The following is a 24981-nucleotide window of genomic DNA, read 5'->3' as shown; positions in this document are numbered from 1 at the left end:
GTCTGATGCGCGCCGAAGGACAGGGCCATATCGACCGTATCGAAGCTGCTCTGGCGCTGGTGCGACAGTCGCTGGACTGGGAGCGTGCCCTTCGCCGCCTGGACGAGCTGAATGCCCGCGTTCAGGACCCCGACCTGTGGAACGACCCCAAGGAAGCGCAGGCCGTCAACCGCGAGCAGAAGCTGCTCGAAACCGCGGTCGAGACGGTGAACGAAATCTCCGCGGAAATGGCGGATGCCATCGAATTCGTCGAAATGGGCGAGGCCGAAGGCGACGAGGACGTGGTCAATGACGGCCTCGCCAGCCTCGCGAAACTGGCCGACCGCGCGGATGCGGACAAGGTGCAGGCATTGCTTTCGGGCGAGGCGGACGGAAACGACACCTATCTCGAAATTCATGCCGGCGCGGGCGGAACGGAAAGCAATGACTGGGCCGAAATGCTGTTCCGCATGTATGGCCGCTGGGCGGAACGCCGCGGTTTCAAGGTCGAAACGGTCGAATACCAGGCCGGCGACCAGGCCGGTATCAAGAGCGCGACCCTGCTGATCAAGGGCGACAACGCCTATGGCTATGCAAAGACGGAAAGCGGCGTCCATCGCCTTGTTCGCATCAGCCCCTATGACAGTTCCGCCCGGCGCCATACGAGCTTTTCCAGCGTATGGGTCTATCCCGTCATCGACGACGATTTCGAAGTCGAGATCAACGAGAGCGACTTGAAGATCGACACCTACCGCGCATCGGGTGCAGGCGGCCAGCACGTCAACACGACCGACAGCGCGGTGCGGATAACCCACCAGCCGACCGGCATCGTAGTGGCTAGCCAGAACGACCGCAGCCAGCACAAGAACCGCGCGACCGCGATGAACATGCTGAAGGCACGCCTTTACGAGCGCGAGATGGCGGAACGCGAGGCGGCTGCCGGATCGGAATACGAGGCGAAAACCGATATCGGCTGGGGCCACCAGATCCGGTCCTATGTCCTGCAACCGTACCAGATGGTGAAGGACCTTCGCACCGGCGTGACGTCGTCATCGCCCGATGCGGTCCTGGACGGGGCGATCGACGAGTATATCTCCGCGGCCCTTGCCCAGCGGGTCACCGGCGAGACTGTGGAGGTGGAGGACGTGGAGTGAGGCGCGCAGCCTCTTTTGTCCTTTGCGCCAGCTTCGCAGGCGTGCTGGCTTCGTGCGAGCCGGTTCCGCCCGAAGGCGACCGGCCTGAAAGTTCGCGCGAATTCCCGCTTCCCGACCGCCCGGTTTCAGATCTCGGGAGCAACCAGTTCAGCACCGAAACCGCGCGCGACAGCCGCGGCGAAGCCCAGACGGTGATGGATTTTGCCGAGATCGAACCCGGCATGACCGTTGCCGATATCGGTGCGGGCGAAGGCTATTACACGGTCCGCCTGGCAGAGCGCGTGGGGGCGGAAGGCCGCGTTCTGGCGCAGGACATCGACGACGATGCCATCGTGCGCCTCGGGCGCCGGGTCGAGCGGGAACGGTTCGACAATGTTTCGATCAAGCTGGGCGCGCCGGACGATCCGCGGTTACCGGACGACAGTTTCGACCGGGTTTTCCTGGTCCATATGTATCACGAGGTGGAAGAACCCTACGCTTTCCTGTGGCGGATGTGGCCTGCCTTGAAGGAAGGCGGAATGGTCATCGTGGTCGATGTCGACCGCCCGACCGACAGGCACGGGATCAACCCGTTCCTTCTGGCCTGCGAATTCGAGCAGGTCGGCTTCACGCTCGACACCTTCCGCAACGCGCCGGAACTTGCCGGGTACTATGCACAGTTCCGCAGAGCCGCTACGAGGCCCGAACCCAGCACTATCGAAACGTGCAGCGGGTCGGCAGCGCAGGCTGCGAACGGGGCCGCCGGGGGCGGTACGAACTAATTTGATCTGAGAACGGATTTTTCATGGCATTCAAGGGTTTGCAGCCGGTTTCCTATGGCGGACGCGAGGTGTGGCCTCTGGTAGAAGGCGGGAAGGGTGTCTCTGCCACCAATCACATGAGCTCCGGCGCCTGGGCCGCAGCGGGCGGCATCGGCACGGTCAGTGCCGTGAACGCCGACAGCTATGACGAGGTCGGCAACCCGATCCCCCAGGTCTATGACGCGGCGACCCGCAAGGAACGCCATCAGCAATTGATCCAGTATGCCATCGACGGCGCGACCGAGCAGGTGAAGCGCGCCTATGAAATGTCCGAGGGCAGGGGCGCGATCAACATCAATGTCCTGTGGGAAATGGGCGGCGCGCAGGAAGTGCTGGAAGGCGTCCTGTCGAACACCCCGGGCATGATCACCGGCGTCACTTGCGGCGCGGGCATGCCTTACAAGCTTGCGGAAATCGCGGCCCGTCACAATGTGCACTACCTGCCGATCGTGTCGTCGGCCCGTGCATTCCGCGCACTTTGGAAGCGCAGCTATTCCAAGGTGCCGGACCTGATGGCGGCAGTGGTTTACGAGGACCCGTGGCTCGCGGGCGGTCACAACGGGTTGTCCAATGCAGAGGACCCGCGCCAGCCGCAGGATCCCTATCCCCGTGTCCGCGACCTTCGCGAAACCATGCGCAAGGAAGGCGTCAGCGAAGACGTGGCCATCGTGATGGCGGGCGGGGTCTGGCAGCTGAAGGAATGGAACGACTGGATCGACAATCCGGAGATCGGCAAGATCATGTTCCAGTTCGGCACGCGCCCGCTCCTGACGAAGGAAAGCCCCATTCCGCAGGTCTGGAAAGACATGTTGCGCACGCTCGACGAAGGCGACGTCCTGCTGCACAAATTCTCACCGACAGGCTTTTATTCCAGCGCGGTAAAAACTCCGTTCCTTTACGATCTGATGCATCGCAGCGAGCGGCAGATTGGTTTTGCCAAGGAAGAGAGCGAGGCGCATTCGCGTCAGCTCGATTTCGGCGTGAAGGGCAAGAAGATGTACGTCTCTGCCGAGGATTACGACCGGGCGAAAGTGTGGTTCGGCGAAGGCCATACGGAGGCGCTGAAGACCCCGGAGGATACGCTGGTCTGGGTAACGCCGGACAAGCGCGACGAAATCCGCAAGGACCAGCAGGACTGCATGGGCTGTCTGTCGCATTGCCAGTTCTCGAGCTGGAAGGACCACGACGATTACACCACGGGCCGCCTTGCCGATCCGCGCAGCTTCTGCATCCAGAAAACGCTGCAGGACATCGCCCATGGCGGCGATCCCGACGACAACCTCGCCTTTGCGGGTCACGCCGCCTACCGGTTCAAGACCGACCCGTTCTACTCGAACAACTTCACCCCGACGGTGAAGGAGCTGGTCGAGCGGATTTTGACGGGCGAGTGAGGGCGGCTCTCAGTCGACGATCCAGCCACGTTCTCCGTGGCTGGATATGTCGAGGCCGTCGCGCTCTTCTTCCTCGCTGACCCGCATCGGGAAGACCACGCTGCACATCAGGGCGAGGATGACGGTCGCCACCGCGCTCCACATGGCCACGACTCCGACACCGATCAGCTGAGCGACGAGCTGGCTGGTGAAGTCGTAGCCTTCTGCGTAGCCCAGGCCGCCAAGGGCTGGCATCAGGAAGAGCGGGAGCAGGATTGATCCGACGATCCCTCCCACGCCGTGAACTGCGAACACGTCCAGCGAGTCGTCGATGCCCAGCCGGAACTTCACCAGCTGGAGACAGCCGTAACAGGCAAGGCAGCCTGCGAGCCCCAGCAGGATAGCCGCGCCGGGGCCGATGAAACCGGCTGCGGGCGTTATCGTGGCGAGCCCGGCGATGGCGCCGGTGGCCCAGCCCACGCTGGTCGCCTTCCCCAGCTTGACCTTCTCGAGCAGGATCCATGTCAGCGAGGCTGTTGCGGCGGCCACATGGGTATTGATGATGGCAGCGGATGCGTCATCCGTGGCGGTCAGCGCGCTGCCTCCGTTGAAGCCGAACCAGCCGACCCACAGCAGCGCTGCGCCTGCCATCGTCAGCCCGGGAGAGTGGGGCAGCATCGCGGTCTTCAGGAACCCCTCGCGCTTGCCCAGCAACAGGGCGATGACCAGCGCGGAGATGCCCGCTGTCGTATGGACGACGATACCGCCTGCAAAATCCAGTGTCCCCAGTCCGGCGAGCCAGCCTCCGCCCCAGACCCAGTGGACCGCCGGGGCATAGACCACGAGGCCCCACAAGGCGCAGAACGCGACCACCCACCCGAAGCGCGCCCGGTCGACCCACGCCCCGACCACCAGCGCCGGGGTAATCACGGCGAAGGTCATCTGGAACAGGGCAAAAGTGCTTTCGGGAATGGTCGTGCCTTCGCGCACCTGGCCGAGATTTCCGAACAATTAGAAAATGCCGTTGCCTATCCACCCACTGGTCGATGCGCCGAAGGCCAGCGTGTAGCCGGTGACTACCCACAGGACGGAGGCAACGCTGGCGATCGCAGCCACCTGCAGCAGGACCGACAGGACATTCTTGGCCCTGACCAGACCGGCGTAGAACAGGCCAAGCCCGGGCAGGGTCATCAGCAGGACGAGAGCGGATGCCGTGAGGATCCAGGCCGTATCGCCGCTGTCGGGGACGAGCATTTCGGCCGGATCCTGCGCCGAAGCGGCAGCGGGAAGGGCGGCAAGCGCCATTGCAAGTAGGGTGCGGCCCATGGTCACGGTTTATCCCCCCCGGTATCTTGTCGGCGGGAAACTGGCCGAGCCGCCCCCGGGAGGCAAGATTGCAAAGACTTGCGGCAGGCCCAAGCCGCTCTTTCGCGCGGGGGGGCCTAGCGAACCAGCGCGTCGAGGACCTGGTCGGGCGGGCGATGCCCGTCGGCCCAGAACCGGATATTGGCAATCACTTTCTCGCCCGAGGCCTCTCGCCCCTCCACCGTCGCACTGCCGATATGGGGCAGGGCTATGACGTTGGGATGATCCAGCAGGCGCGGGTCGATGTCGGGCTCGTCGGGAAAGACATCCAGGCCCGCACCGGACAGGTGACCTTCGTGCAGGGCCGTGATCAGCGCTTCGTAATCTACAAGGTCGCCGCGTGCCGTGTTCACGAGGGCAGAACCTTCCTTCATCGCGGCGATCCGCCCGGCATCGATCATCCTCAGCGTTTCGGGCGAGGCAGGGCAGTGCAGGCTGACGATGTCGGACTGCGCCAGAAGGTCGTCCAGCGAATCGACATAGGTCGCGCCGAACATGGTTTCGACCGCACGGGGCAGGGGCCTGCGGTTGTGATACCGAATTTCCAGCCCGAAAGCTCTGGCGCGGTGGGCAACCGCCTGGCCGATCCGGCCCATGCCGACAATCCCCAGCACCTTTCCGCCCAGCTGGCGCCCGAGCAGGGCGGAGGGTGCCCAGCCGGTCCATTCGCTGCGCCTGACAAGGGACGTGCCCTCGCGCACACGGCGCGGGATGCCGATGATCATCGCCATGGTGAGATCGGCTGTGTCGTCGGTGAAGACCCCCGGCGTATTGGTGACCATGATGCCCCGCCTCGCCGCCGCGGCCAGGTCTATATGATCCGTTCCGGCACCGAAGCTGGCGATCAGCTTCATCCGCTCGCCCGCGCTTTCGATGAGGTCTGCGTCGATCGTGTCGGTCACCGTCGGGACCAGCACGTCGCAATCCTGTATCGCAGCGCGCAATTCCTCGCGCGTCATCGCCCTGTCGTCCGGATTGAGGGAAGTCTCGAACAATTCGGACAGGCGTGCCTCGACGCTGGGCAACAGGTGCCTGGTGACGACGACGCGCGGGGCGCCGGAAACTCTCCGTCCGCTTGCACCCTGGGCGCCGGGACTGATGACGAGGTCGGATTGCGAGGGCGTGTTCATTGCCCGGACGATTGGACAATGCGCCTGTTCGGGTCAAGCACCGGAAAGGCGAGCAGGGACCGGCGGCGTTTCCCGCTTGAAGCGACCGCGGCGGGTGAAGTATCGATGGCCGGGTCATGAAAAACCCGGCACACACCGTCCTCGCCCTGATTTTTACCTCGATCCTCGCGGCGGGTCCTGCCTCGGCGCAGGAGCGGGAGACGCCCTATTGGGCCAGCATCGACACCTCCCAGCTTAATATGCGGGTCGGGCCGGGCCGTGATTACCGTATCGAGTGGGTGTACGAGCGGGACGACCTGCCGCTCAAGGTCCTGCGCGTGCAGGAGGGCTGGCGGTTCGTGCAGGATCCAGACGGGACGGAAGGCTGGGTTACCGCCGCACTGATCAGTGCTGACCGCACGGCCTACGTCACGGGCAAGGGTCTGGCTGCGATGCGTGCTTCGCCGGCGGGGAACGCCGCTTTGCGCTGGAAGCTGGAAACCGGAGTCATCGGCAGTCTGGGCGATTGCGATGCCGGTTGGTGCGAATTCACGGTCGGCCGCAGGAGCGGTTTCGTCGAGCAGGATCGCCTGTGGGGCGCTGGCGAGCCCTGAGATAACCACCCCGGGGCTTGCCAACGTGGATCTGCCGGACGGTCAGACGATTTCGACAGCTACAGCCGTGGCTTCGCCGCCGCCGATGCAGAGGCTGGCAATACCCTTCGTCTTGCCTTGCTTCTTCAGCGCATTGAGCAACGTGACGATGATGCGGGTCCCACTGGCGCCGATGGGATGACCCAGCGCGGTGCCGCCGCCGTTCACGTTGATCCGGTCGTGCGGAATACCGATGTCGCGCATAGCGAACATTGCGACGCACGCAAAAGCTTCGTTCACTTCCCACAGCTCGACCTCGTCGGCGGACCAGCCGGCCTTTTTCAGGACCTTCTCTATCGCGCCAATGGGAGCGATGGTGAACTCGCTGGGCTCGCGGGCGTGGGCCGACATTGCCATGATTCGGGCGACCGGCTGCTGTCCTGCGTCCTTCGCAACGCTCTCGCGCGAAAGGACGACGGCTGCCGCGCCGTCGGAGATCGAGCTGGAGGTAGCTGCCGTGATCGTGCCGTCCTTCGCAAAGGCGGGGCGCAGGGTCGGGATCTTGTCCGGACGGCCGCGACCGGGCTGTTCGTCCGTACCGACGGTCACGTCGCCCTTCCGGGTGGAGAAAGTGACAGGCACGACCTCGCCTTCGAATGCCCCGCTCTCGATGGCGGCATTGGCACGGCGCAGGCTTTCGATGGAATATTCGTCCATCTCCTCGCGCGTCATCTGGTAATCATTGGCGGTATCCTGCGCGAACGTGCCCATGGCGCGGCCTTCCTCGTAGGCGTCTTCCAGCCCATCGAGGAACATGTGGTCATAGGTGGTGTCGTGGCCCAGGCGCGCACCGCTGCGATGCTTCTTCAGCAGATAGGGCGCATTGGTCATGCTCTCCATGCCGCCCGCTACCACGTAGTCCACCGTGCCGCTGGCCAGCGCTTCTGCGCCCATGATGACGGTCTGCATACCGCTGCCGCAGACCTTGTTCACGGTTGTCGCCTGGACGGATTTCGGCAGACCCGCCTTAACCATCGCCTGACGGGCCGGAGCCTGGCCGAGACCAGCGGGCAGGACGCAGCCCATGTAGGCGCGGTCGAATTTCGCGCCGTCCACACCGGAACGCTCGACCGCTGCCTTCACTGCAACCGCGCCGAGTTCCGTTGCGCTGACGTCGGACAATGCGCCCTGCATCCCGCCCATCGGCGTGCGGGCATAGGACAGGATCACGATCGGGTCGTTGGGGGAAAACTGGGTCATCGGTAACTCTTGCCTTTCGAGAGCATGTCGTGTTGCAAAGCGTATCTACGACAAGGCAGCTAATGCTGCGCTGCAAGATAATCAAATGGAGAGAGCGATGGCGGACGGCGACACGAGCGACAAGACAGGTGAACTGGAGCGCATCCTCGACGTCCAGCGCAAGGATTTCACCGCCGCCCGTCCCGAACCGATGGAAATGCGCAAGGATCGCATCAAGCGCGCGATCGCCCTGCTGGTCGATCATGGCGAAGAACTGGCACGCGCGATGAGCGCCGATTTCGGCAATCGCAGCCACGATGCCTCGATGATTACCGACATCACCGGCACGATCGGCTTCGGCAAATACTGCCTTAAAAAGATGGATCACTGGGCAAAGCCCGAAAAACGGTCGCTGCGCTTCCCCCTGCCGCTGATGGGCGCGAAGGCGGAGCTTCGCTACGAACCGAAAGGCGTCATCGGCATCCTCAGCCCGTGGAACTTCCCGGTCAACCTGTCGATGGGACCGCTGATGCAGGTGCTGGCGGCCGGCAACCGCGCCATGATCAAGCCGAGCGAGTTCACCGAAGGCACGAGCGATCTGCTGCAGAAACTCGTCTCGCAATATTTCGACGAGGCGGAAGTCGCTGTCGTGACCGGCGGTCCCGAGGTTGCGCAGGCGTTCTCTTCGCTGCCGTTCGATCACCTCGTCTTCACCGGCTCGACCCAGACGGGGTCGAAGGTCATGGAAGCCGCGGCAAAAAACCTCGTCCCGGTCACGCTGGAACTTGGCGGCAAGAGCCCCGTCGTCCTGGGACGCAGCGCGAATTACGAGCAGGCGGGCGAGCGGATTGCGCTGGGCAAGATGCTCAATGCCGGGCAGATTTGCCTCGCGCCCGATTACATGCTCGTGCCCGAGGACAGGGAAGAGGCGGCCATCGCCGCGGTGCAGCTTGGCGTCCACAACATGTATCCCACGCTGCTCGACAATGACGATTATGCATCGGTCGTGACGGACCGGCATTTCGACCGGTTGCAATCGATGGTGGAAGACGCCCGCGAAAAGGGCGCCGAGGTGATCGAGGTCAATCCGAGCGAGGAAGACTTCTCGTCCAGCAATACCCGCAAGATGCCCCTGACCATCCTGCGCAACGTTACCGACGACATGCAGGCCATGAAGGAGGAAATCTTCGGCCCCGTCCTGCCGGTGAAAACCTACAGCCAGGTCGGCGAGGCGATCAATTACATCAACCGGCGTGACCGGCCGCTCGGCCTGTATTATTTCGGATCGGATGCAGCGGAGCGTGAGACCGTCCTGTCCCGCACGATTTCAGGCGGCGTGACGGTGAACGATGTCATCATGCATGTGTCGATGGAAGACCTGCCGTTCGGCGGAGTCGGCCCGTCCGGGATCGGCAGCTATCACGGGCCGGAAGGTTTCCGCGAATTCAGCCATGCGCGTTCGGTCTACACCCAGCCAAAGATCGACGTGGCCAAGCTCGCCGGGCTCAAGCCGCCATATGGCGATACCACGCGCAAGACCATCGAACGCGAGATGAAGAAGGCTTGAGCCGTTCTATAACCCTCCTCTTGTGCGCACATCGCCGCACAAGAGGTTGCGTGAATTGCACCTTTTCGCGGGGATATACCGCTTAAGGCCCCCTTGCACCGCGATGGGCAGGGGACTAGGGCGCGCATGAACCTTTCTGCAGCGTTTCGCTGCGTGATTCCGGCTGTAAGCGAGTCCCGACTTGGTTGACCTGTCACAATATCTGCCGATCCTGCTCTTCCTGGGCGTTGCGGTCGTGCTGTCGTCAGCATTCGTGTTCCTGCCGATGGGCGTGTCCCGCCTGACCGGCGCTCACAATCCGACGACCGAGAAGCTGAGCGAATATGAATGCGGCTTTCCCGCGTTCGAGGAACCGCGCAGCCAGTTCGACGTGCGCTTCTACCTCGTCGCGATCCTGTTCATCATCTTCGACCTGGAAGCTGCGTTCCTGTTTCCCTGGGCTGTCAGCCTGGGCATTACGGGCATGATCGGCTGGACGTCGATGATCGTCTTCCTCGCCATCCTCACCGTGGGTTTCGCCTACGAGTGGAAGATGGGCGCGCTGGATTGGGAATAGTTTCATGAGCCAGCAGATGACCACCAGCCCGCATGGCCGCGATGCGCTGATCCAGCCGACGGCGAAGGGCGGGGATGTGCGCCAGCCCGACGCGGAGTATTTCAACGCGCTCCAGACGGAAGTGAACGACAAGGGCTTCCTCGTCACCTCGACGGAAGACCTGTTTCAGTGGGCGCGTACCGGCAGCCTTTGGTGGATGACCTTCGGCCTTGCCTGCTGCGCGGTCGAGATGATCCACGTCAACATGCCGCGTTACGACATGGAGCGTTTCGGCGTCGCCCCGCGCGCCTCGCCCCGCCAGTCGGACGTGATGATCGTGGCCGGCACGCTGTGCAACAAGATGGCCCCGGCCCTGCGCAAGGTCTACGACCAGATGTCGGAGCCGAAATACGTGATCAGCATGGGTAGCTGCGCCAATGGCGGCGGTTATTACCATTACAGCTACAGCGTCGTTCGCGGCTGCGACCGCATCGTGCCTGTCGACATCTACGTGCCCGGCTGTCCCCCGACGGCAGAGGCGCTGCTTTACGGCGTGATGCAGCTACAGCGGAAAATCCGCCGCAGCGGGACGATCGAGAGGTAATCCGATGGGAACCGTCCTTCATTCCGCACCGAAATACGCCAGCAATGACGGCGTGCAGGATACGCTGGTCTCGGCGCTCGGCAGTGCAGTCACCGGCGCGCGCGAGGAGCATGGCGAGATCCTGCTGACCGTCGCGCGCGATGAGGTGGCGAACGTCCTGCAGGCGCTGCGCGATGACCACGCATACCAGCAGCTGATGGAAATCGCCGGGGTCGACTATCCCGGCCGGGCCGAGCGGTTCGAAGTCGTCTACATGCTGCTGTCGGTCACGAAGAACCACCGCATCATGGTCAAGACCTCGACCGACGAGGCGACGCCGGTGCCGACCGTCACGCATATCTGGCCCAATGCCGGCTGGCTGGAGCGGGAGGTGTTCGACCTCTATGGCGTGCTGTTTGACGGCAATACGGACCTGCGCCGCATCCTGACCGATTACGGTTTCGAAGGTCATCCCTTCCGCAAGGATTTCCCGCTCACCGGCTATACAGAGCTGCGCTATTCCGAAGACGAGAAGCGCGTGGTGTATGAACCGGTCAAGCTGGCGCAGGACCTGCGGCAGTTCGACTTCATGAGCCCGTGGGAAGGGGCTGACTACGTGCTCCCGGGCGACGAGAAGGCCGATACGCCTCCGATCGACGATCCGAAGGTGACGGAAAAGCCGTCCGATACCGGTGCGGGCAAGAAAACCGACAAGCACGCGGCCGAAAAGGTCAGCGCAGGCGCTCCTGCCGAAGAGCCCACGGACGAAGAACGCACCCCGCCGCCGGAGCCGACCGAGGACCAGCCGGCCCGCGCCGCGCGCAAGGGCAAGACGACCGATACCGGTCCCGCCACCGAGCCGAAGGGAGACGACGCATGAGCATCCAGCTTGAAGAGTCGCCCACCACCGGCGACGAGGTCATTTCGAACTACACGATCAATTTCGGTCCCCAGCATCCGGCAGCGCATGGCGTGCTGCGTATGGTGATGGAACTGGACGGCGAGATCATCGAGCGGATCGACCCGCATGTCGGCCTGCTGCACCGCGGCACGGAAAAGCTGATCGAGCACAAGACCTACCTGCAGGCTCTGCCGTATTTCGACCGGCTCGATTATTGCTCGCCGCTCTGCCAGGAGCATAGCTACGTCCTGGCGATCGAAAAGCTGCTGAACATCGAGGTGCCGGAGCGCGCCCAGTACCTGCGCGTGCTGTTCGCGGAATTGACGCGCATTTCGAACCACTTCCTCAATATCGGCGCGCACGTCATGGATGTTGGCGCGATGACGCCGAACCTGTGGGTGTTCGAGCTGCGCGAAGACTGCATGAATTTCTTCGAGCGGGCATCGGGCGCGCGCATGCACAGTGCGTATTTCCGTCCCGGCGGCGTCCATCAGGACGTGCCGGAGAAGCTGCTGGTCGATATCGGCGAATGGCTCGACACGCGCCTGCCGGAACTGTTCGGCGACGCGATGAGCCTCGTGACCGACAACCGCATCTTCAAGCAGCGCAATGTCGATATTGCCGTGGTCAGCAAGGATGATGCGCTGGTATGGGGCTTCTCCGGCCCGATGATCCGCGCCGCCGGCATCCCGTGGGACCTGCGCAAGTCGCAGCCCTACGACGTTTACGACCGGATGGAATTCGACGTGCCGGTAGGCACGAATTCGGACTGCTACGACCGCTTCATGGTCCGCGTGAACGAGGTCTACCAGTCGGCTCGCATCATCAAGCAGTGCCTCGCCGAAATGCCTCAGGGTCCGATCGCCAGCACAGACGGCAAGGTCTCCCCGCCCAAGCGCGGTGCGATGAAGCAGTCGATGGAAGCGCTGATCCACCACTTCAAGCTCTACACCGAGGGCTTCCACGTGCCCGCGGGCGAAGTGTACGTCGCGACCGAGAGCCCTAAGGGCGAATTCGGCGTTTACCTCGTCAGCGACGGGTCGAACAAACCCTATCGCTGCAAGATCCGTCCGACCGCCTTCAGTCATCTCCAGGCGATGGACATGATGAGCAAGGGCCACATGTTGCCCGATGCAACCGCCATCTTGGGCGCGATCGACGTGGTGTTCGGGGAGTGTGATCGATAGTGCTCCGCGAACTCTTCATCTTCGTTGCAGCTTTCGCGGCCTTCGCTTCGGCGGTGGCGGCGTACATGCTGGCGTTTCACGGGCAATCGACGCTCAAGGAAATTCTCTCGACGGCTTGTGCCGCCGTCATCGGCCTCTATGCGGGCCGCTATCTGCAACACAGGCTGACCCATGGCTGATCGTTCCCTGGACCCCGACACGCCCGAATTGCGCGAGCGGTGGGGCAATTTCGCTTTCACCGAAGCCTACAAGGCGAAGGCTGACAAGCACATCGCGAAGTACCCGGAAGGCCGCCAGAAATCGGCGGTGATGCCGCTGCTCGACCTCGCCCAGCGACAGGTGGGCGAGGAAACCGACACGCAGGGCTGGCTGCCTCTGCCGGTCATGGAATATGTCGCCGCCTATCTCGACATGCCGATCATCCGCGTGGTCGAGGTCGCGACGTTCTACTTCATGTACAATTTGCGCCCGGTCGGGAAATTCCACGTGCAGGTATGCGGCACGACGCCCTGCATGCTGCGCGGCTCCGACGACATCATCGCCGCCTGCAAGGCGCGCGGGATGGAGAAGGGCAAGGTGTCCGAAGACGGCCTGTGGACCCTCACTGAAGTCGAGTGCATGGGCAATTGCGCCACCGCGCCGATGGTCCAGATCAATGACGACAATTACGAGGACCTGACGCCGGAACGCCTCGACGCTGTGCTGGATGCGCTGGCGAAGGGCGAGCAGCCCAAGGCAGGCACGCAGGAGCCAGGTCGCCACACCTCCGAGCCTAAGGACGGCCCGACCACGCTCAAGGAAATGGTCGACACCAACCACGATTACCGGGGCGCGTGGTAATGGCAGAACTCATCACCATCGTGGTCGCCATCGCGCTCGCTTTCGTCGCGTGGAAGGTGCTGATGGGCCTCGTGAAATTCGGCGCCATGATCGTCATCGGACTGGGCGCTCTCTATTTCCTCACGCAAGGAGGTGTGGGCTGATGTCGCTTCAGGACAAGGACCGCATTTTCACCAATCTCTACGGCTTCCAGGATTGGGGCCTGAAAGCGGCGCAGCAGCGCGGCGACTGGGACAACACCAAGTCGCTGATCGCGCGCGGACAGGACGCGATTATCGACGAGATCAAGGCGTCGGGCCTGCGCGGGCGGGGCGGGGCGGGCTTCCCGACCGGCCTCAAATGGTCCTTCATGCCGAAGGAGAGCAAGGACGGTCGCCCAAGCTTCCTCGTCATCAACGCCGACGAATCCGAACCGGGTTCGTGCAAGGACCGCGAGATCATCCGTCACGATCCGCACAAGCTGGTCGAAGGCGCGCTGGTCGCCGGTTTCGCCATGCGCGCACGGGCGGCCTATATCTACATCCGCGGCGAATACATCCGTGAGGCAGAGACGCTGCAGGCTGCCATTCAGGAAGCCTACGATGCAGGCCTGATCGGCAAGAACGCGGCCAAGTCCGGCTACGATTTCGATGTCTTCCTGCACCGCGGTGCGGGCGCCTACATCTGCGGCGAAGAAACCGCGATGATCGAAAGCCTGGAGGGCAAGAAGGGCCAGCCGCGCCTCAAGCCTCCGTTCCCGGCGGGCGCGGGGCTCTATGGCTGCCCGACCACGGTCAACAATGTCGAGAGCATCGCGGTCGTCCCCACGATCCTGCGGCGCGGAGGCGCGTGGTTCGCCAGCTTCGGACGCGAGAATAACAAGGGGACGAAGCTTTTCCAGATTTCGGGCCATGTCGAGCAGCCCTGCGTCGTCGAAGAAGCGCTCTCCATTCCGTTCCGCGAGCTGATCGAGAAACATTGCGGCGGTATTCGCGGTGGGTGGGACAACCTCCTCGCGGTCATTCCGGGCGGTTCGTCCGTTCCCCTGGTGCCGGCCGAGCAGATCATGGATGCCCCGATGGATTTCGACGGGCTGAAGGAACTCGGCTCCGGCCTCGGCACGGCCGGCGTGATCGTTATGGACAAGTCGACCGACATCGTCCGCGCGATTTCCCGCATCAGCTATTTCTACAAGCACGAGAGCTGCGGCCAGTGCACGCCCTGCCGCGAAGGTACGGGCTGGATGTGGCGCATGATGGAGCGCCTGCGCACCGGCGATGCAGCGATCGAGGAAATCGACATGCTGCAGCAGGTGACGAAACAGGTCGAGGGCCACACGATCTGCGCGCTGGGCGACGCCGCCGCATGGCCGATCCAGGGCCTCATCCGCCATTTCCGCCCCGAGCTGGAACGGCGGATCGAAGAACATAACGCACAATTTGCAGAGGCAGCCGAGTAATGCCTAAAGTCACCGTAGACGGACAGGAACTGGACGTTCCCGACGGCGCGACCGTCTTGCAGGCGTGCGAGCTGGCCGGGAAGGAAATCCCGCGCTTCTGCTATCACGAGCGGCTGAGCATCGCCGGCAATTGCCGTATGTGTCTCGTCGAAGTGAAGCCCGGGCCGCCCAAGCCGCAGGCATCCTGCGCGCTGCCCGCGACCGAGGGGCAGGAAATCCGCACCGACACGCAGATGGTCAAGACCGCGCGCGAAGGCGTGATGGAATTCCTGCTCATCAACCACCCCCTCGATTGCCCGATCTGCGACCAGGGCGGCGAGTGCGACCTGCAGGACCAGGCCGTCGCCTATGGCCGTGGCGGCAGCCGCTACGACATGAACAAGCGGGCGGTGACCGAAAAATACATGGGTCCGCTGATCAAGACGATCATGACCCGCTGCATCCACTGCACACGCTGCGTGCGCTTCTCCGAGGAGATCGCCGGCGTGGACGAGATCGGCGCGCTCTATCGCGGCGAGGACATGCAGATCACGACCTATCTGGAGCAGGCGGCGAGCCACGAACTTTCGGCCAACGTCATCGACCTGTGCCCGGTCGGCGCTTTGACCAGCCGCCCTTATGCGTTCGAGGCGCGTCCGTGGGAGCTCAAGAAGACGCTCAGCATCGATGTCTCCGACGCCGTCGGCGCGAACATCACGCTGTATTCGCGGGGGCGCGAGGTCATGCGGGCTACGCCGCGCATCAATGACGACGTGAACGAGGAGTGGATCTCCGACAAGGCGCGCTACCAGGTCGATGGCCTCGGCAAGCGCCGCCTCGACAAGGTCTTCATGCGCAAGAAAGGCAAGCTCCAGCCCGCTGGCTGGGACGAGGCTTTCGAGGCTATTGCGAAGCAGCTTAAGGGCGATACATCCAGCATCGCGGCGATTGCCGGCGACATGGTCGATTGCGAAACGATGTTCGCGGCCAAGGCCTTGCTGAAGGCATCCGGCTCGGGCCTGCTCGAAGGCCGCCAGACCGGCATGGATTACGACGTGTCGAACCTCGCTGCGGTCAATTTCAACAGCACCTTTGCCGGGATCGAGACGGCCGATGCGATCCTGATCGTCGGCAGTCAGGTCCGTCAGGAGGCGCCTCTGATCAATGTCCGCCTCCGCAAGGCAGCGAAGCGCGGCGCGAGGGTCTTCATCGTCGGCCCGCACTGGGACCCGACCTTCCCGGTCGAGTATCTCGGCGAGGATACGAGCGTGCTGGGCGACCTGCCGGGCCACGTGTCCGATGCGTTCAAGGCGGCCGAGCGGCCCGCCATCATCATGGGCGGTGCTTCGCTGGCCGCTGGCGCGCTGAACGCCGGTCTCGCCTTCGCCGAAGAGTTCGGCCTCGTGAAAGATGGCTGGAACGGCTTCAACGTCATGCATTTCTCGGCAGCGCGCATGGGCGGGCTGATGCTCGGTTACGCGCAGAAGGGCGGCATCAAGGATGTCGCAAGGGCCGCACCGAAAGTTTTACTGGCCCTGGGCGCGGACGAGATGGATTTCGAACCCTTCGCCGACAGCCTGAAGGTCTATATCGGCCATCACGGCGACCGGGGCGCGCATGCGGCGGACATCATCCTGCCGGCGGCGAGCTACGCCGAGAAGGACGGAACCTACGTAAACACAGAGGGCCGTGTGCAGTTCGCCGAGAAGGCCGTCTTCGCCCCCGGCGATGCGCGCGAGGACTGGACCATCTTGCGCGCGCTGGCAGATAGCCTGAAAGTAAACGTCGGCTTCGACAGCTTCGCCGAATTGCAAAGCGCGATGATCGCCGAAGTGCCTGCGCTGGGCGAAGAAGGACTGGCCGCTTTCGGCAAGTTGCCGAAGGCGAAAAAGGCTGGCAAGGGTAAGGCAATTTCCGCTTACCCAATCAAGGACTTCTATCTCACCAACGCCATCGCCCGCGCCAGCGACGTGATGCAGCGCTGTTCGGACGAATTGCTCCACGGCGATGAACTTGCGGAGGCGGCGGAATGACCGACTTCTTCCAGTCCTGGGGCATGTCCTACGAAGTAGCTTGGACGCTCGCGACATTCGCTGGCATCCTGCTGATCGCGCTGCCGCTGATGCTCAGCGTGGCGATGGTGATCTATGTCGACCGCAAGGTCTGGGCGGCAATTAACCTGCGGCGCGGTCCCAATGTGGTCGGGCCATTCGGGCTGCTGCAAAGTTTTGCAGACGGGCTGAAGGTCTTCCTGCAGGAAACCATCATTCCCAGCGCGGCGAACAAGGGCATTTTCCTGCTTGCGCCTATCGTGACCTTCACGGTCGCCTTGGCGGCATGGGCCGTCATTCCCTTCGATGCGGGCGTGGTGCTGGCGGACATCAATGTCGGTCTGCTCTACATCCTCGCGATCAGCAGCCTGTCGGTCTACGGAGTGGTGATGAGCGGTTGGGCGAGTAACTCCAAATATCCGTTCTTCTCCGCCATGCGCGCAGCGGCGCAGATGATTTCCTACGAAGTCTCCATCGGCTTCATCCTGGTCTGCGTCGTCCTGTGGGCGGGCAGTTTCAACCTGACGGAAATCGTCGAATCGCAGCGCGGTCATGGCCTCGGCATCGTCAATGGCTACTGGTTCAACCTGCTGCTGTTCCCGATGTGGATCATGTTCTTCATATCGGCCCTGGCGGAAACGCAGCGCGTCCCGTTCGACCTTACCGAGGCGGAGAGCGAGCTGGTTGCCGGCTACCAGACCGAATACAGTTCGATGAGCTTCGCACTCTTCTGGCTGGGCGAGTATGCCAACATCCTGCTAATGTGCAGCCTCAACACGATCCTGTTCTTCGGTGGCTGGTTGCCGCCGATCGACTGGGCACCGCTGTATTATGTGCCGGGCATCGTGTGGTTCCTGCTGAAGACGTTCTTCTTCTTCTTCATGTTCAGTTGGGTCATGGCGACCGTGCCGCGCTATCGCTACGACCAGCTCATGCGGCTCGGGTGGAAGGTGTTCCTGCCGCTGAGCCTCGTCGCAATCGTCGTCATTTCCGGCTACCTGATGGCCACAGGACATTTCTCGTCATGAGCATCGCGCAGACCATCAAGGCGTTCACGCTTTGGGAGTTCGTGAAGGCGCACGCCCTCACGCTGAAGTATTTCTTCAAGCCCAAGGTTACGATCAACTACCCTTACGAGAAGAACTCGCTGAGCCCGCGTTTCCGTGGCGAGCATGCCCTGCGCCGCTATCCCAACGGGGAAGAACGCTGCATCGCGTGCAAGCTGTGCGAAGCGGTCTGCCCGGCGCAGGCGATAACCATCGAATCGGAACCGCGCGAAGACGGCAGCCGCCGCACCACGCGCTACGATATCGACATGACCAAGTGCATCTATTGCGGCTTCTGCCAGGAAGCCTGCCCGGTGGATGCCGTGGTCGAGGGGCCGAATTTCGAATATTCGACGGAAACGCGCGAAGAGCTGCTCTACGACAAGGCCAAGCTGCTCGCGAATGGTGACAAGTGGGAGCGGGCGATTGCCGCAAACCTTGAAGCCGACGCGCCCTACCGCTAACCGCGCGCTCATCTAACCGGGGCACCATGATACAGACTATCGCCTTCTACCTGTTTGCAGGGCTCATGATTCTCAGCGGCGTGCTGACGATCATGGCGCGCAACCCCGTGCATTCCGTGCTGTGGCTCATCCTCGCCTTCTTCAATGCGGCAGGACTGATGGTGCTGGTGGGGGCGGAGTTCCTCGCGATGCTGCTTGTCGTCGTGTATGTCGGCGCGGTCGCGGTGCTGTTCCTGTTCGTCGTGATGATGCTGGACATCGATTTCGCGTCGATGCGGGCCGGCTTCATGAAGAATTTCCCGCTCGGCATTGCCATCGCGTTGGTCCTGCTGGCGGAACTGGTGCTGGGCATCGGGGCCTACCGCGCAGGCGCACTGGCGTTGGGAACGCCAGACGGCAGCGCCGCTCCCATTGTCGGCGCCAGCAATATCCAGAGCCTCGGCGCGCTGCTTTACGGGCCTTACATCTTCCTGTTCGAAATGGCAGGGGTGATCCTGCTGGTCGCCATGGTCGGGGCCATCGTCCTGACCCACCGCGAGCAGAAGTCGGTGCGCGGTCACCAGAACATCCAGAAGCAGGTTCGCCGCAATCCGGACGAGGCGGTCGTGATGAAACAGCCGACCATCGGTAAAGGGGTCGAGCTATGATCGGCATCGAACATTACGTCATCGTCAGCGCGATCCTGTTCGTGCTGGGCGTGCTGGGCATTTTCCTCAACCGCAAGAACATCATCGTCATCCTGATGGCGATCGAGCTGATCCTGCTTGCAGTGAACTTGAACCTCGTCGCGTTCAGCGCCTTCCTCGGCGACCTGACGGGACAGATCTTCGCGATGTTCGTCCTGACCGTCGCCGCGGCAGAGGCCGCCATCGGCCTTGCCATCCTCGTCATCTATTTCCGTGCGCGCGGCACCATTGCCGTCGACGACGTCAACCGGATGAAGGGGTAATCGCCCGGTGTCCTCGCAAATCCTGATCATCGTATTCCTGCCGCTGCTGGCAGCGATCGTAGCCGGGCTCGGCAACCGGGCGCTGGGCAACACGGTTGCCAAGTCGATCACGACCGGCGCCCTGTTCGTGTCCGCTGCGCTGAGCTGGCCGATCTTCCTCGGTTTCCTCGGGGGGACGGAGCAGGCGACCGTCGTGCCCGTGCTCGACTGGGTGCGTTCGGGCGACCTGACCTTCGACTGGGCGCTGCGGGTCGATGCGCTGACCGCCGTCATGCTGGTCGTGATCAACAGCGTGTCCGCGCTCGTCCATCTCTACAGCTGGGGCTACATGGACGAAGATCCGGACCAGCCGCGGTTCTTCGCATACCTGTCGCTTTTCACCTTCGCCATGCTGATGCTGGTGACGGCAGACAACCTCGTCCAGATGTTTTTCGGATGGGAAGGGGTGGGCCTAGCGAGTTACCTGCTTATCGGATTCTGGTTCAAGAAGCCGAGCGCCAATGCGGCGGCGATCAAGGCTTTTACCGTCAACCGCGTGGGCGACCTCGGCTTCATGCTCGGTATCTTCGGCACATTCCTGGTGTTCGGCACGACGTCGATTCCGGAAATCCTCGAAGCCGCGCCCGGTATGAGCGGTAGCAGCATCACGTTCATCGGGTTCCGTTTCTACACGATGGATATCCTGTGCATCCTCCTGTTCATCGGTGCGATGGGCAAGTCGGCACAGCTGGGCCTTCACACCTGGTTGCCGGACGCAATGGAGGGGCCGACGCCGGTGTCCGCGCTGATCCACGCCGCAACGATGGTGACGGCCGGCGTGTTCATGGTCTGCCGCCTGTCGCCCATGTTCGAGACGGCGCCGACTGCACTGGCGATCGTGACCTTCATCGGCGCGATGACTTGCCTGTTCGCTGCAACGGTCGGCACGACGCAGTGGGATATCAAGCGCGTCATCGCCTATTCGACCTGTTCGCAGCTCGGCTACATGTTCTTTGCTGCAGGGGTCGGGGCGTACGGTGTCGCCATGTTCCACCTGTTCACGCACGCCTTCTTCAAGGCGCTGCTGTTCCTCGGTGCAGGCTCGGTCATCCACGCCATGCATCACGAGCAGGACATGCGGTATTACGGCGGCCTGCGTAAGAAAATCCCGATTACGTTCTGGGCGATGATGGCAGGCACGCTGGCCATTACCGGCGTCGGCGTCCTCGGGTTCTTCGGCTTCGCCGGTTTCTATTCCAAGGACGCGATCCTGGAAGCAGCGTTCGCGCGCGGCACGAACATGGGCAACTTTGCGTTCTGGGCCGGTGCCTTCGCCGCGCTGCTGACCAGCTTCTACAGCTGGCGCCTGATGTTCCTGACCTTCTGGGGCAAGCCGCGCTGGATCGAGAGCGGGCATATCCAGCACGCTGTCCATCACGGCCATGCCGAACCGGAAGAGCACAATCCCCCGATTCAGGAAGATGCCGGCTACGATGCGCATCACGCAGTGCCGTCCGCCGATCACCAGTCCGGTACGGGCGGTTATCATCCGCACGAGAGCCCGTCGGTCATGCTGATCCCGCTCGTCATCCTGAGCGTGGGCGCCATCTTTGCGGGTTACGTCTTCAAGTACCCGTTCATCGACGGGTCTTCCGACGGCGTCGACCCGAACGGCTTCTGGGGCGCAGCGATCTATTTCAACGAGAACCTGATCCATGCGTTGCACGCGGTGCCGCTCTGGGTGAAGCTGACGGCGACCGTGTCGATGCTGCTCGGCCTGCTCTTCGCGTGGCTTGCCTATATCAAGGACACTTCGATCCCCGGGAAGACGGTGGAGCAGTTGGGTCCGATCTACCGGTTCCTCTACAACAAGTGGTATTTCGACGAGCTTTACAACATCCTGTTCGTCAAACCCGCTTTCATCGTCGGCCGCGCCTTCTGGAAACTCGTCGATATCGGGACGATTGATCGCTTCGGGCCTGACGGTGTCGCCTGGCTGGTCAGGCAGGGGTCCGCCGGTGCGAAGCGCTTCCAGTCGGGCTATCTCACCAGCTACGCGCTTGTCATGTTACTCGGCCTCGTGGCCGCCATTACCTGGGTATTGATGTGATGGACGGTCTTCCGATCCTCTCCCTGATGCTGCTGGTGCCGCTGGTCGGCGGCCTGGCCTGCTTCTTCCTTGCAGCGAGCGAGGCGCGTCTGGTCGCGCTAGCGGCCACGCTGATAAACCTTGCGCTCGGCATCCTGCTGTGGGCCGGGTTCGAGATTGGCGGCCCGCAGTGGCAATTCACGGAGCGGGCAGACCTCTTTGCCGGCTTCCAGTACGCGCTCGGTATCGACGGCATCGCGCTGATGCTGATCATGCTCAGCGTGTTCCTGATGCCGATCTGCATCCTTGCAAGCTGGGACGGCATCACGAAGCGCGTCGGCGAATACATGGCGTCTTTCCTGATCATGGAAACGCTCATGATCGGTGTGTTCGCGGCGCAGGACCTGTTCCTGTTCTACATCTTCTTCGAAGCGGGCCTGATCCCGATGTATCTCATCATCGGCATCTGGGGCGGGGCGGACCGTATCTATGCCAGTTTCAAGTTCTTCCTCTATACGCTGATCGGTTCGGTCCTGATGCTGATCGCGATGTTCTGGATGGTGAACGCTGCCGGAACGTCGGACATCCCGACCCTGATGCAGTACGATTTCGCGCCCGAAGCGCAGACGTGGCTGTGGCTCGCCTTCTTCGCCAGTTTCGCTGTGAAGATGCCGATGTTCCCGGTGCATACGTGGCTTCCCGCCGCGCACGTCCAGGCGCCCACTGCAGGCTCCGTCATTCTTGCAGGCGTGCTGCTGAAACTGGGCGGCTACGGTTTCATCCGTTTCAGCCTGCCGATGTTCCCCGAGGCGAGCGCCCAGTTCGTCTGGCTGGTCCTGATCCTGTCGTGCATCGCGGTGGTCTATGCCTCGCTGGTGGCCCTGGTTCAGCAGGACATGAAAAAATTGATCGCCTATTCCTCGGTCGCCCATATGGCCATCGTGACCGCTGGCCTGTTCGCCTTCAATATACAGGGTCTGGAAGGCGCGATGATCATGATGCTGAGCCACGGGCTGGTATCGGGCGCGCTGTTCCTGTGCGTGGGCATCATCTACGACCGGCTGCATACGCGCGAGATATCGCGCTATGGCGGACTTGCCATCAACATGCCGCGTTATGCGCTGTTCTTCCTCCTTTTCACCATGGCCAGCATCGGGCTTCCCGGAACCAGCGGCTTCGTCGCGGAGTTCATCAGCCTCGCCGGCGTATACGAGATTTCCAGCGACGTGACGCTCATCCTGACCACCGGCATCATCCTTGGTGCAGGCTACATGCTCTATCTCTACCGCCGCGTTGTTTTTGGAGCGCAGGTGAACGAGGACGCTGCGGCCATGTCCGACATGAATGCGCGCGAATGGGTCATGCTCGCCCCGATCGCTGCAGCGGTTCTGTGGATGGGTATCTATCCGGAAAGCTTCATCGCGCCGATGCGTAGCGACATCGCGGCGCTGGAGGCGCGTGTGGCACGCGCTGCTCCGCAGGGCGATGCGAAGCTGCGGGCAGGGGAGCCGCGTGCGAATGCGGCCAATTACGTCCCCTACGAGCATGCGGAAGGGGGAGAGCACTGATGGATATCATGCAGTCCCTCGGCCTCATGGCTTCGGAGCTCTTGCTGAGCGCGGCGGCCATGCTCCTGCTGCTCGTGGTCGCTTACGGCGGGCGCTCGACAGCACGGCTCGTCTTCATACTGGCCGCGACGGCTCTCGGCGCCGCGCTGTTTTTCGTGGTTCCAACCGTGACCGGGGGGACCGCCGGTGCGGGAGCGATGGCGTTCCTGACGCAGTTCTCGGCTGACGCCTTCGCCGCGTTCGCGAAAACCCTGATCTACCTCGCCGGTATTGCCTGTCTTGCGATCGGTCCGTCCTTCCTTGCCCGCAACGGAGCGCTTCGCGGGGAATATGCCATCCTGGTTCTGCTTGCGACGACGGGCATGAGCCTGATGGTTGCCGCGACCGACCTGGTTTCGCTGTATATCGGCCTGGAGCTCAACAGCCTCGCGGCCTACGTCCTCGCCAGTTTCCTGCGCGACGACCAGCGCTCGGCAGAGGCCGGCCTGAAATATTTCATCCTTGGCGCGCTGGCCTCGGGCATCCTGCTTTACGGCATGAGCCTTACATACGGCTTCACCGGGACGACATCCTTCGCTGGCATTTCGGTAGCGTTGTCCGACGGGATTTCGACAGGTGGCCTTTTCGGACTTGTCTTCATGTTCGTGGGCCTTGCATTCAAGATCAGCGCGGTGCCGTTCCACATGTGGACCCCCGACGTTTACGAAGGCGCGCCGACACCGGTCACGACTTTCTTCGCGACCGCGCCCAAGGTTGCCGCGATCGCGCTTCTTTCGCGCGTGGCGCTTGAGGCGTTCGGCGGGCAGGTCGCCGAATGGCGGCAGATCGTGATGACGGCGGCGGTGCTATCGATCGTCGTCGGTGCGCTGGGGGCCATCGGGCAAAACAATCTGAAGCGCCTGCTGGCGTATTCCTCGATCAACAATGTCGGCTTCATTCTCATCGGTCTCGCCGCTGCGACCGTCGAGGGCCTGTCCGCCATGCTGGTCTATCTCGCGATTTACGTCGTGATGTCGCTGGGCAGCTTCGTCGCAGTGCTGATGCTGCGCAATGCGCAGGGCGATCAGCTCCAAACGTTCGACGATATCGCCGGCCTGTCGACCACGCGCCCGCTGATGGCCTGGTGCCTGCTCATCCTGATGTTCAGCCTTGCCGGTATCCCGCCGCTGTTCGGCTTCTGGGGCAAGTTCGTCGTCTTCCAGGCGGCGGTCCAGGCCGATCTGGTCCTGCTCGCGGCCATCGGTATCGCGGCAAGCGTCATCGGCGCGTTCTATTACATCAAGTTCGTCAAGGTTATGTTCTTCGATGATCCGGTGGACCGCGCTACGGGCGAGGCGGACATGGCCAGCTGGGCGATCCTGATCGGCAGTGCCATCCTCGTCAGCCCGCTTGCCTTCCTGCTGACGAACTGGCTGGGCGATCAGGCGGACACAGCAGCAGCGTCGCTGTTCCTTGGTTGAGGGCAGCGCCCGCTCGATCCGCATTGCGGCCGAGACCGGCTCAACCAATGCCGACCTGCTGGACGCCCTGCGCAGCGGGGAGCGTGTGCCCGAAGGCGAGTGGCTGGTAACAGACCGCCAGACCGCCGGCAGGGGCAGACAGGGCCGCGAATGGTTCGATGGCGCGGGAAACTTCATGGGCTCCACCGTGGTTCGTCCGGGTCCCGGCGATCCGCCTGCCCACACCCTTGCGCTGGTGGCTGGACTGGCACTGCACGAAGCAGCGACCCCGCTATCCGGCGACCCTTCACGGTTGCGGCTGAAATGGCCGAACGACCTCATGCTTGGTGAGGCCAAGGTGGCCGGAATACTGCTCGAGAGAGAGGGAGACGCCGTCGTCCTCGGCATCGGTGTCAATCTTGCCAAGGCTCCCAAGGTGCCCGGCCGCAGGACGATGGCCTTTGCCGAAGTCGGGCCGGCACCGGACCGGGACCTGTTCGCTTGCGATCTCGCCATTGCGCTGGACCGTGAGCTTGAACGCTGGCGTACCTATGGGCTTGAGGCGATCCTGCGCCGATGGCAGGCTGCCGCCTTCGCCATCGGTACGAAACTATCCGTGCACGAACCGGACGGGACTGCTCGGGAAGGTGCGTTCGGCGGGCTGGACGACAATGGCTCGCTGCAATTGCGCTTGGGCGACGGTTCTTTGCGTACCATTCATGCCGGCGATGTGATGCTCGCCAAGGAGACCTGATTT

General features: G+C 62.8%; 24 protein-coding genes and 1 pseudogene. 22 read left to right on the top strand and 3 right to left on the bottom strand.

Going from position 1 to position 24981, the window contains the following annotated elements; all coding sequences use genetic code 11:
- Positions 1–5: 5 nt before the first annotated feature.
- Genes prfB through PF049_09625 form a run of 3 tightly spaced genes read left to right on the top strand, consistent with a single transcriptional unit; the run spans position 6 to position 3324 of the window.
- Entirely contained in the window at positions 6–1133 is a 1128-nt protein-coding gene (gene prfB / locus PF049_09635; protein ID WBY15857.1) for a peptide chain release factor 2, read from the top strand.
- A 41-nt stretch (positions 1134–1174) separates the two neighbouring features.
- A complete protein-coding gene (locus PF049_09630; protein WBY17897.1) occupies positions 1175–1894 on the top strand; it encodes a class I SAM-dependent methyltransferase in 720 nt (239 codons plus the stop codon).
- Positions 1895–1917: 23 nt separating this feature from the next.
- Complete coding sequence (locus PF049_09625) at positions 1918–3324, top strand: nitronate monooxygenase (GenBank protein WBY15856.1); 1407 nt, start codon at positions 1918–1920, stop codon at positions 3322–3324.
- A 9-nt stretch (positions 3325–3333) separates the two neighbouring features.
- Here PF049_09625 and PF049_09620 read toward each other — a convergent pair.
- Both PF049_09620 and PF049_09615 read right to left on the bottom strand, forming a co-directional pair.
- Positions 3334–4608: pseudogene (locus PF049_09620) on the bottom strand (ammonium transporter).
- Between the two features lie 137 nt (positions 4609–4745).
- Positions 4746–5798, bottom strand: coding sequence for a D-glycerate dehydrogenase (locus PF049_09615; GenBank protein WBY15855.1), 1053 nt, complete (start codon positions 5796–5798; stop codon positions 4746–4748).
- 116 nt (positions 5799–5914) lie between these two features.
- On the opposite strand from PF049_09615, the gene PF049_09610 reads away from it, so the two are divergent.
- Positions 5915–6391 carry an SH3 domain-containing protein gene (locus PF049_09610; protein ID WBY15854.1) on the top strand — a complete coding sequence of 159 codons (477 nt, stop codon included), beginning with the start codon at positions 5915–5917 and terminating at the stop codon, positions 6389–6391.
- 42 nt (positions 6392–6433) lie between these two features.
- Here the strand turns inward: PF049_09610 and PF049_09605 are convergent, their stop codons facing one another.
- Positions 6434–7630: an acetyl-CoA C-acyltransferase gene (locus PF049_09605; protein WBY15853.1), complete on the bottom strand. Its 1197-nt coding sequence runs from the start codon at positions 7628–7630 to the stop codon at positions 6434–6436.
- A 97-nt stretch (positions 7631–7727) separates the two neighbouring features.
- Between PF049_09605 and PF049_09600 the strand changes: the two genes are divergently transcribed.
- From PF049_09600 to PF049_09515, 18 genes are all read left to right on the top strand, one after another.
- Positions 7728–9176, top strand: coding sequence for a coniferyl aldehyde dehydrogenase (locus tag PF049_09600; GenBank protein WBY15852.1), 1449 nt, complete (start codon positions 7728–7730; stop codon positions 9174–9176).
- A 181-nt stretch (positions 9177–9357) separates the two neighbouring features.
- On the top strand, positions 9358–9732 hold the full coding sequence (gene ndhC / locus PF049_09595) for an NADH-quinone oxidoreductase subunit A (protein ID WBY15851.1): 375 nt from the start codon (positions 9358–9360) through the stop codon (positions 9730–9732).
- 16 nt (positions 9733–9748) lie between these two features.
- Positions 9749–10315, top strand: a complete 567-nt coding sequence (locus PF049_09590; protein ID WBY17896.1) for an NADH-quinone oxidoreductase subunit B — start codon at positions 9749–9751, stop codon at positions 10313–10315.
- Between the two features lie 4 nt (positions 10316–10319).
- On the top strand, positions 10320–11174 hold the full coding sequence (locus PF049_09585) for an NADH-quinone oxidoreductase subunit C (GenBank protein ID WBY15850.1): 855 nt from the start codon (positions 10320–10322) through the stop codon (positions 11172–11174).
- The gene (locus PF049_09580) at positions 11171–12382 is read left to right on the top strand and encodes an NADH-quinone oxidoreductase subunit D (GenBank protein ID WBY15849.1); all 1212 of its coding nucleotides are present in this window, start codon (positions 11171–11173) and stop codon (positions 12380–12382) included. The genes PF049_09585 and PF049_09580 overlap by 4 nt, the downstream gene beginning before the upstream one ends.
- The gene (locus PF049_09575; GenBank protein WBY15848.1) at positions 12382–12561 is read left to right on the top strand and encodes a hypothetical protein; all 180 of its coding nucleotides are present in this window, start codon (positions 12382–12384) and stop codon (positions 12559–12561) included. The genes PF049_09580 and PF049_09575 overlap by 1 nt, the downstream gene beginning before the upstream one ends.
- Positions 12554–13222: an NAD(P)H-dependent oxidoreductase subunit E gene (locus tag PF049_09570; protein WBY15847.1), complete on the top strand. Its 669-nt coding sequence runs from the start codon at positions 12554–12556 to the stop codon at positions 13220–13222. Before PF049_09575 ends, PF049_09570 begins: the two co-directional genes overlap by 8 nt.
- Positions 13222–13365 (top strand): hypothetical protein, encoded by a 144-nt coding sequence (locus PF049_09565; GenBank protein WBY15846.1) that lies wholly within the window; start codon positions 13222–13224, stop codon positions 13363–13365. Before PF049_09570 ends, PF049_09565 begins: the two co-directional genes overlap by 1 nt.
- Positions 13365–14660: an NADH-quinone oxidoreductase subunit NuoF gene (nuoF, locus tag PF049_09560; protein WBY15845.1), complete on the top strand. Its 1296-nt coding sequence runs from the start codon at positions 13365–13367 to the stop codon at positions 14658–14660. The genes PF049_09565 and nuoF overlap by 1 nt, the downstream gene beginning before the upstream one ends.
- Positions 14660–16672 carry an NADH-quinone oxidoreductase subunit NuoG gene (nuoG, locus tag PF049_09555; GenBank protein ID WBY15844.1) on the top strand — a complete coding sequence of 671 codons (2013 nt, stop codon included), beginning with the start codon at positions 14660–14662 and terminating at the stop codon, positions 16670–16672. Before nuoF ends, nuoG begins: the two co-directional genes overlap by 1 nt.
- Entirely contained in the window at positions 16669–17718 is a 1050-nt protein-coding gene (nuoH, locus tag PF049_09550; protein ID WBY15843.1) for an NADH-quinone oxidoreductase subunit NuoH, read from the top strand. The genes nuoG and nuoH overlap by 4 nt, the downstream gene beginning before the upstream one ends.
- Positions 17715–18200, top strand: a complete 486-nt coding sequence (gene nuoI / locus PF049_09545) for an NADH-quinone oxidoreductase subunit NuoI (protein ID WBY15842.1) — start codon at positions 17715–17717, stop codon at positions 18198–18200. The genes nuoH and nuoI overlap by 4 nt, the downstream gene beginning before the upstream one ends.
- A 26-nt stretch (positions 18201–18226) precedes the next feature.
- Entirely contained in the window at positions 18227–18847 is a 621-nt protein-coding gene (locus PF049_09540) for an NADH-quinone oxidoreductase subunit J (protein ID WBY15841.1), read from the top strand.
- Positions 18844–19149: an NADH-quinone oxidoreductase subunit NuoK gene (gene nuoK, locus PF049_09535; GenBank protein ID WBY15840.1), complete on the top strand. Its 306-nt coding sequence runs from the start codon at positions 18844–18846 to the stop codon at positions 19147–19149. Before PF049_09540 ends, nuoK begins: the two co-directional genes overlap by 4 nt.
- Before the next feature lie 7 nt (positions 19150–19156).
- On the top strand, positions 19157–21238 hold the full coding sequence (nuoL, locus tag PF049_09530; protein ID WBY15839.1) for an NADH-quinone oxidoreductase subunit L: 2082 nt from the start codon (positions 19157–19159) through the stop codon (positions 21236–21238).
- A complete protein-coding gene (locus PF049_09525) occupies positions 21238–22785 on the top strand; it encodes an NADH-quinone oxidoreductase subunit M (GenBank protein WBY15838.1) in 1548 nt (515 codons plus the stop codon). The genes nuoL and PF049_09525 overlap by 1 nt, the downstream gene beginning before the upstream one ends.
- Positions 22785–24245, top strand: a complete 1461-nt coding sequence (gene nuoN / locus PF049_09520; GenBank protein WBY15837.1) for an NADH-quinone oxidoreductase subunit NuoN — start codon at positions 22785–22787, stop codon at positions 24243–24245. Before PF049_09525 ends, nuoN begins: the two co-directional genes overlap by 1 nt.
- Positions 24238–24978 (top strand): biotin--[acetyl-CoA-carboxylase] ligase, encoded by a 741-nt coding sequence (locus PF049_09515; GenBank protein ID WBY15836.1) that lies wholly within the window; start codon positions 24238–24240, stop codon positions 24976–24978. Before nuoN ends, PF049_09515 begins: the two co-directional genes overlap by 8 nt.
- Positions 24979–24981 lie beyond the last annotated feature (3 nt).

This window comes from Erythrobacteraceae bacterium WH01K, from assembly GCA_027941995.1.
GTDB lineage: Bacteria > Pseudomonadota > Alphaproteobacteria > Sphingomonadales > Sphingomonadaceae > CAJXSN01.
Note: the sequence above shows the minus strand (reverse complement) of the source record. Positions and strands in the feature narration are given on the sequence as shown.

Excerpts from the sequence above, each read along its gene's own strand:
- prfB (WBY15857.1), top strand. The coding sequence starts at position 6 with ATGCGCGCCGAAGGACAGGGCCATATCGACCGTATCGAAGCTGCTCTG.
- PF049_09625 (WBY15856.1), top strand. The coding sequence starts at position 1,918 with ATGGCATTCAAGGGTTTGCAGCCGGTTTCCTATGGCGGACGCGAGGTG.
- PF049_09615 (WBY15855.1), bottom strand. The coding sequence starts at position 5,798 with ATGAACACGCCCTCGCAATCCGACCTCGTCATCAGTCCCGGCGCCCAG.
- PF049_09610 (WBY15854.1), top strand. The coding sequence starts at position 5,915 with ATGAAAAACCCGGCACACACCGTCCTCGCCCTGATTTTTACCTCGATC.
- PF049_09605 (WBY15853.1), bottom strand. The coding sequence starts at position 7,630 with ATGACCCAGTTTTCCCCCAACGACCCGATCGTGATCCTGTCCTATGCC.
- PF049_09600 (WBY15852.1), top strand. The coding sequence starts at position 7,728 with ATGGCGGACGGCGACACGAGCGACAAGACAGGTGAACTGGAGCGCATC.
- PF049_09590 (WBY17896.1), top strand. The coding sequence starts at position 9,749 with ATGACCACCAGCCCGCATGGCCGCGATGCGCTGATCCAGCCGACGGCG.
- PF049_09585 (WBY15850.1), top strand. The coding sequence starts at position 10,320 with ATGGGAACCGTCCTTCATTCCGCACCGAAATACGCCAGCAATGACGGC.
- PF049_09580 (WBY15849.1), top strand. The coding sequence starts at position 11,171 with ATGAGCATCCAGCTTGAAGAGTCGCCCACCACCGGCGACGAGGTCATT.
- PF049_09570 (WBY15847.1), top strand. The coding sequence starts at position 12,554 with ATGGCTGATCGTTCCCTGGACCCCGACACGCCCGAATTGCGCGAGCGG.
- PF049_09565 (WBY15846.1), top strand. The coding sequence starts at position 13,222 with ATGGCAGAACTCATCACCATCGTGGTCGCCATCGCGCTCGCTTTCGTC.
- nuoF (WBY15845.1), top strand. The coding sequence starts at position 13,365 with ATGTCGCTTCAGGACAAGGACCGCATTTTCACCAATCTCTACGGCTTC.
- nuoG (WBY15844.1), top strand. The coding sequence starts at position 14,660 with ATGCCTAAAGTCACCGTAGACGGACAGGAACTGGACGTTCCCGACGGC.
- nuoH (WBY15843.1), top strand. The coding sequence starts at position 16,669 with ATGACCGACTTCTTCCAGTCCTGGGGCATGTCCTACGAAGTAGCTTGG.
- nuoI (WBY15842.1), top strand. The coding sequence starts at position 17,715 with ATGAGCATCGCGCAGACCATCAAGGCGTTCACGCTTTGGGAGTTCGTG.
- PF049_09540 (WBY15841.1), top strand. The coding sequence starts at position 18,227 with ATGATACAGACTATCGCCTTCTACCTGTTTGCAGGGCTCATGATTCTC.
- nuoK (WBY15840.1), top strand. The coding sequence starts at position 18,844 with ATGATCGGCATCGAACATTACGTCATCGTCAGCGCGATCCTGTTCGTG.
- PF049_09525 (WBY15838.1), top strand. The coding sequence starts at position 21,238 with ATGGACGGTCTTCCGATCCTCTCCCTGATGCTGCTGGTGCCGCTGGTC.
- nuoN (WBY15837.1), top strand. The coding sequence starts at position 22,785 with ATGGATATCATGCAGTCCCTCGGCCTCATGGCTTCGGAGCTCTTGCTG.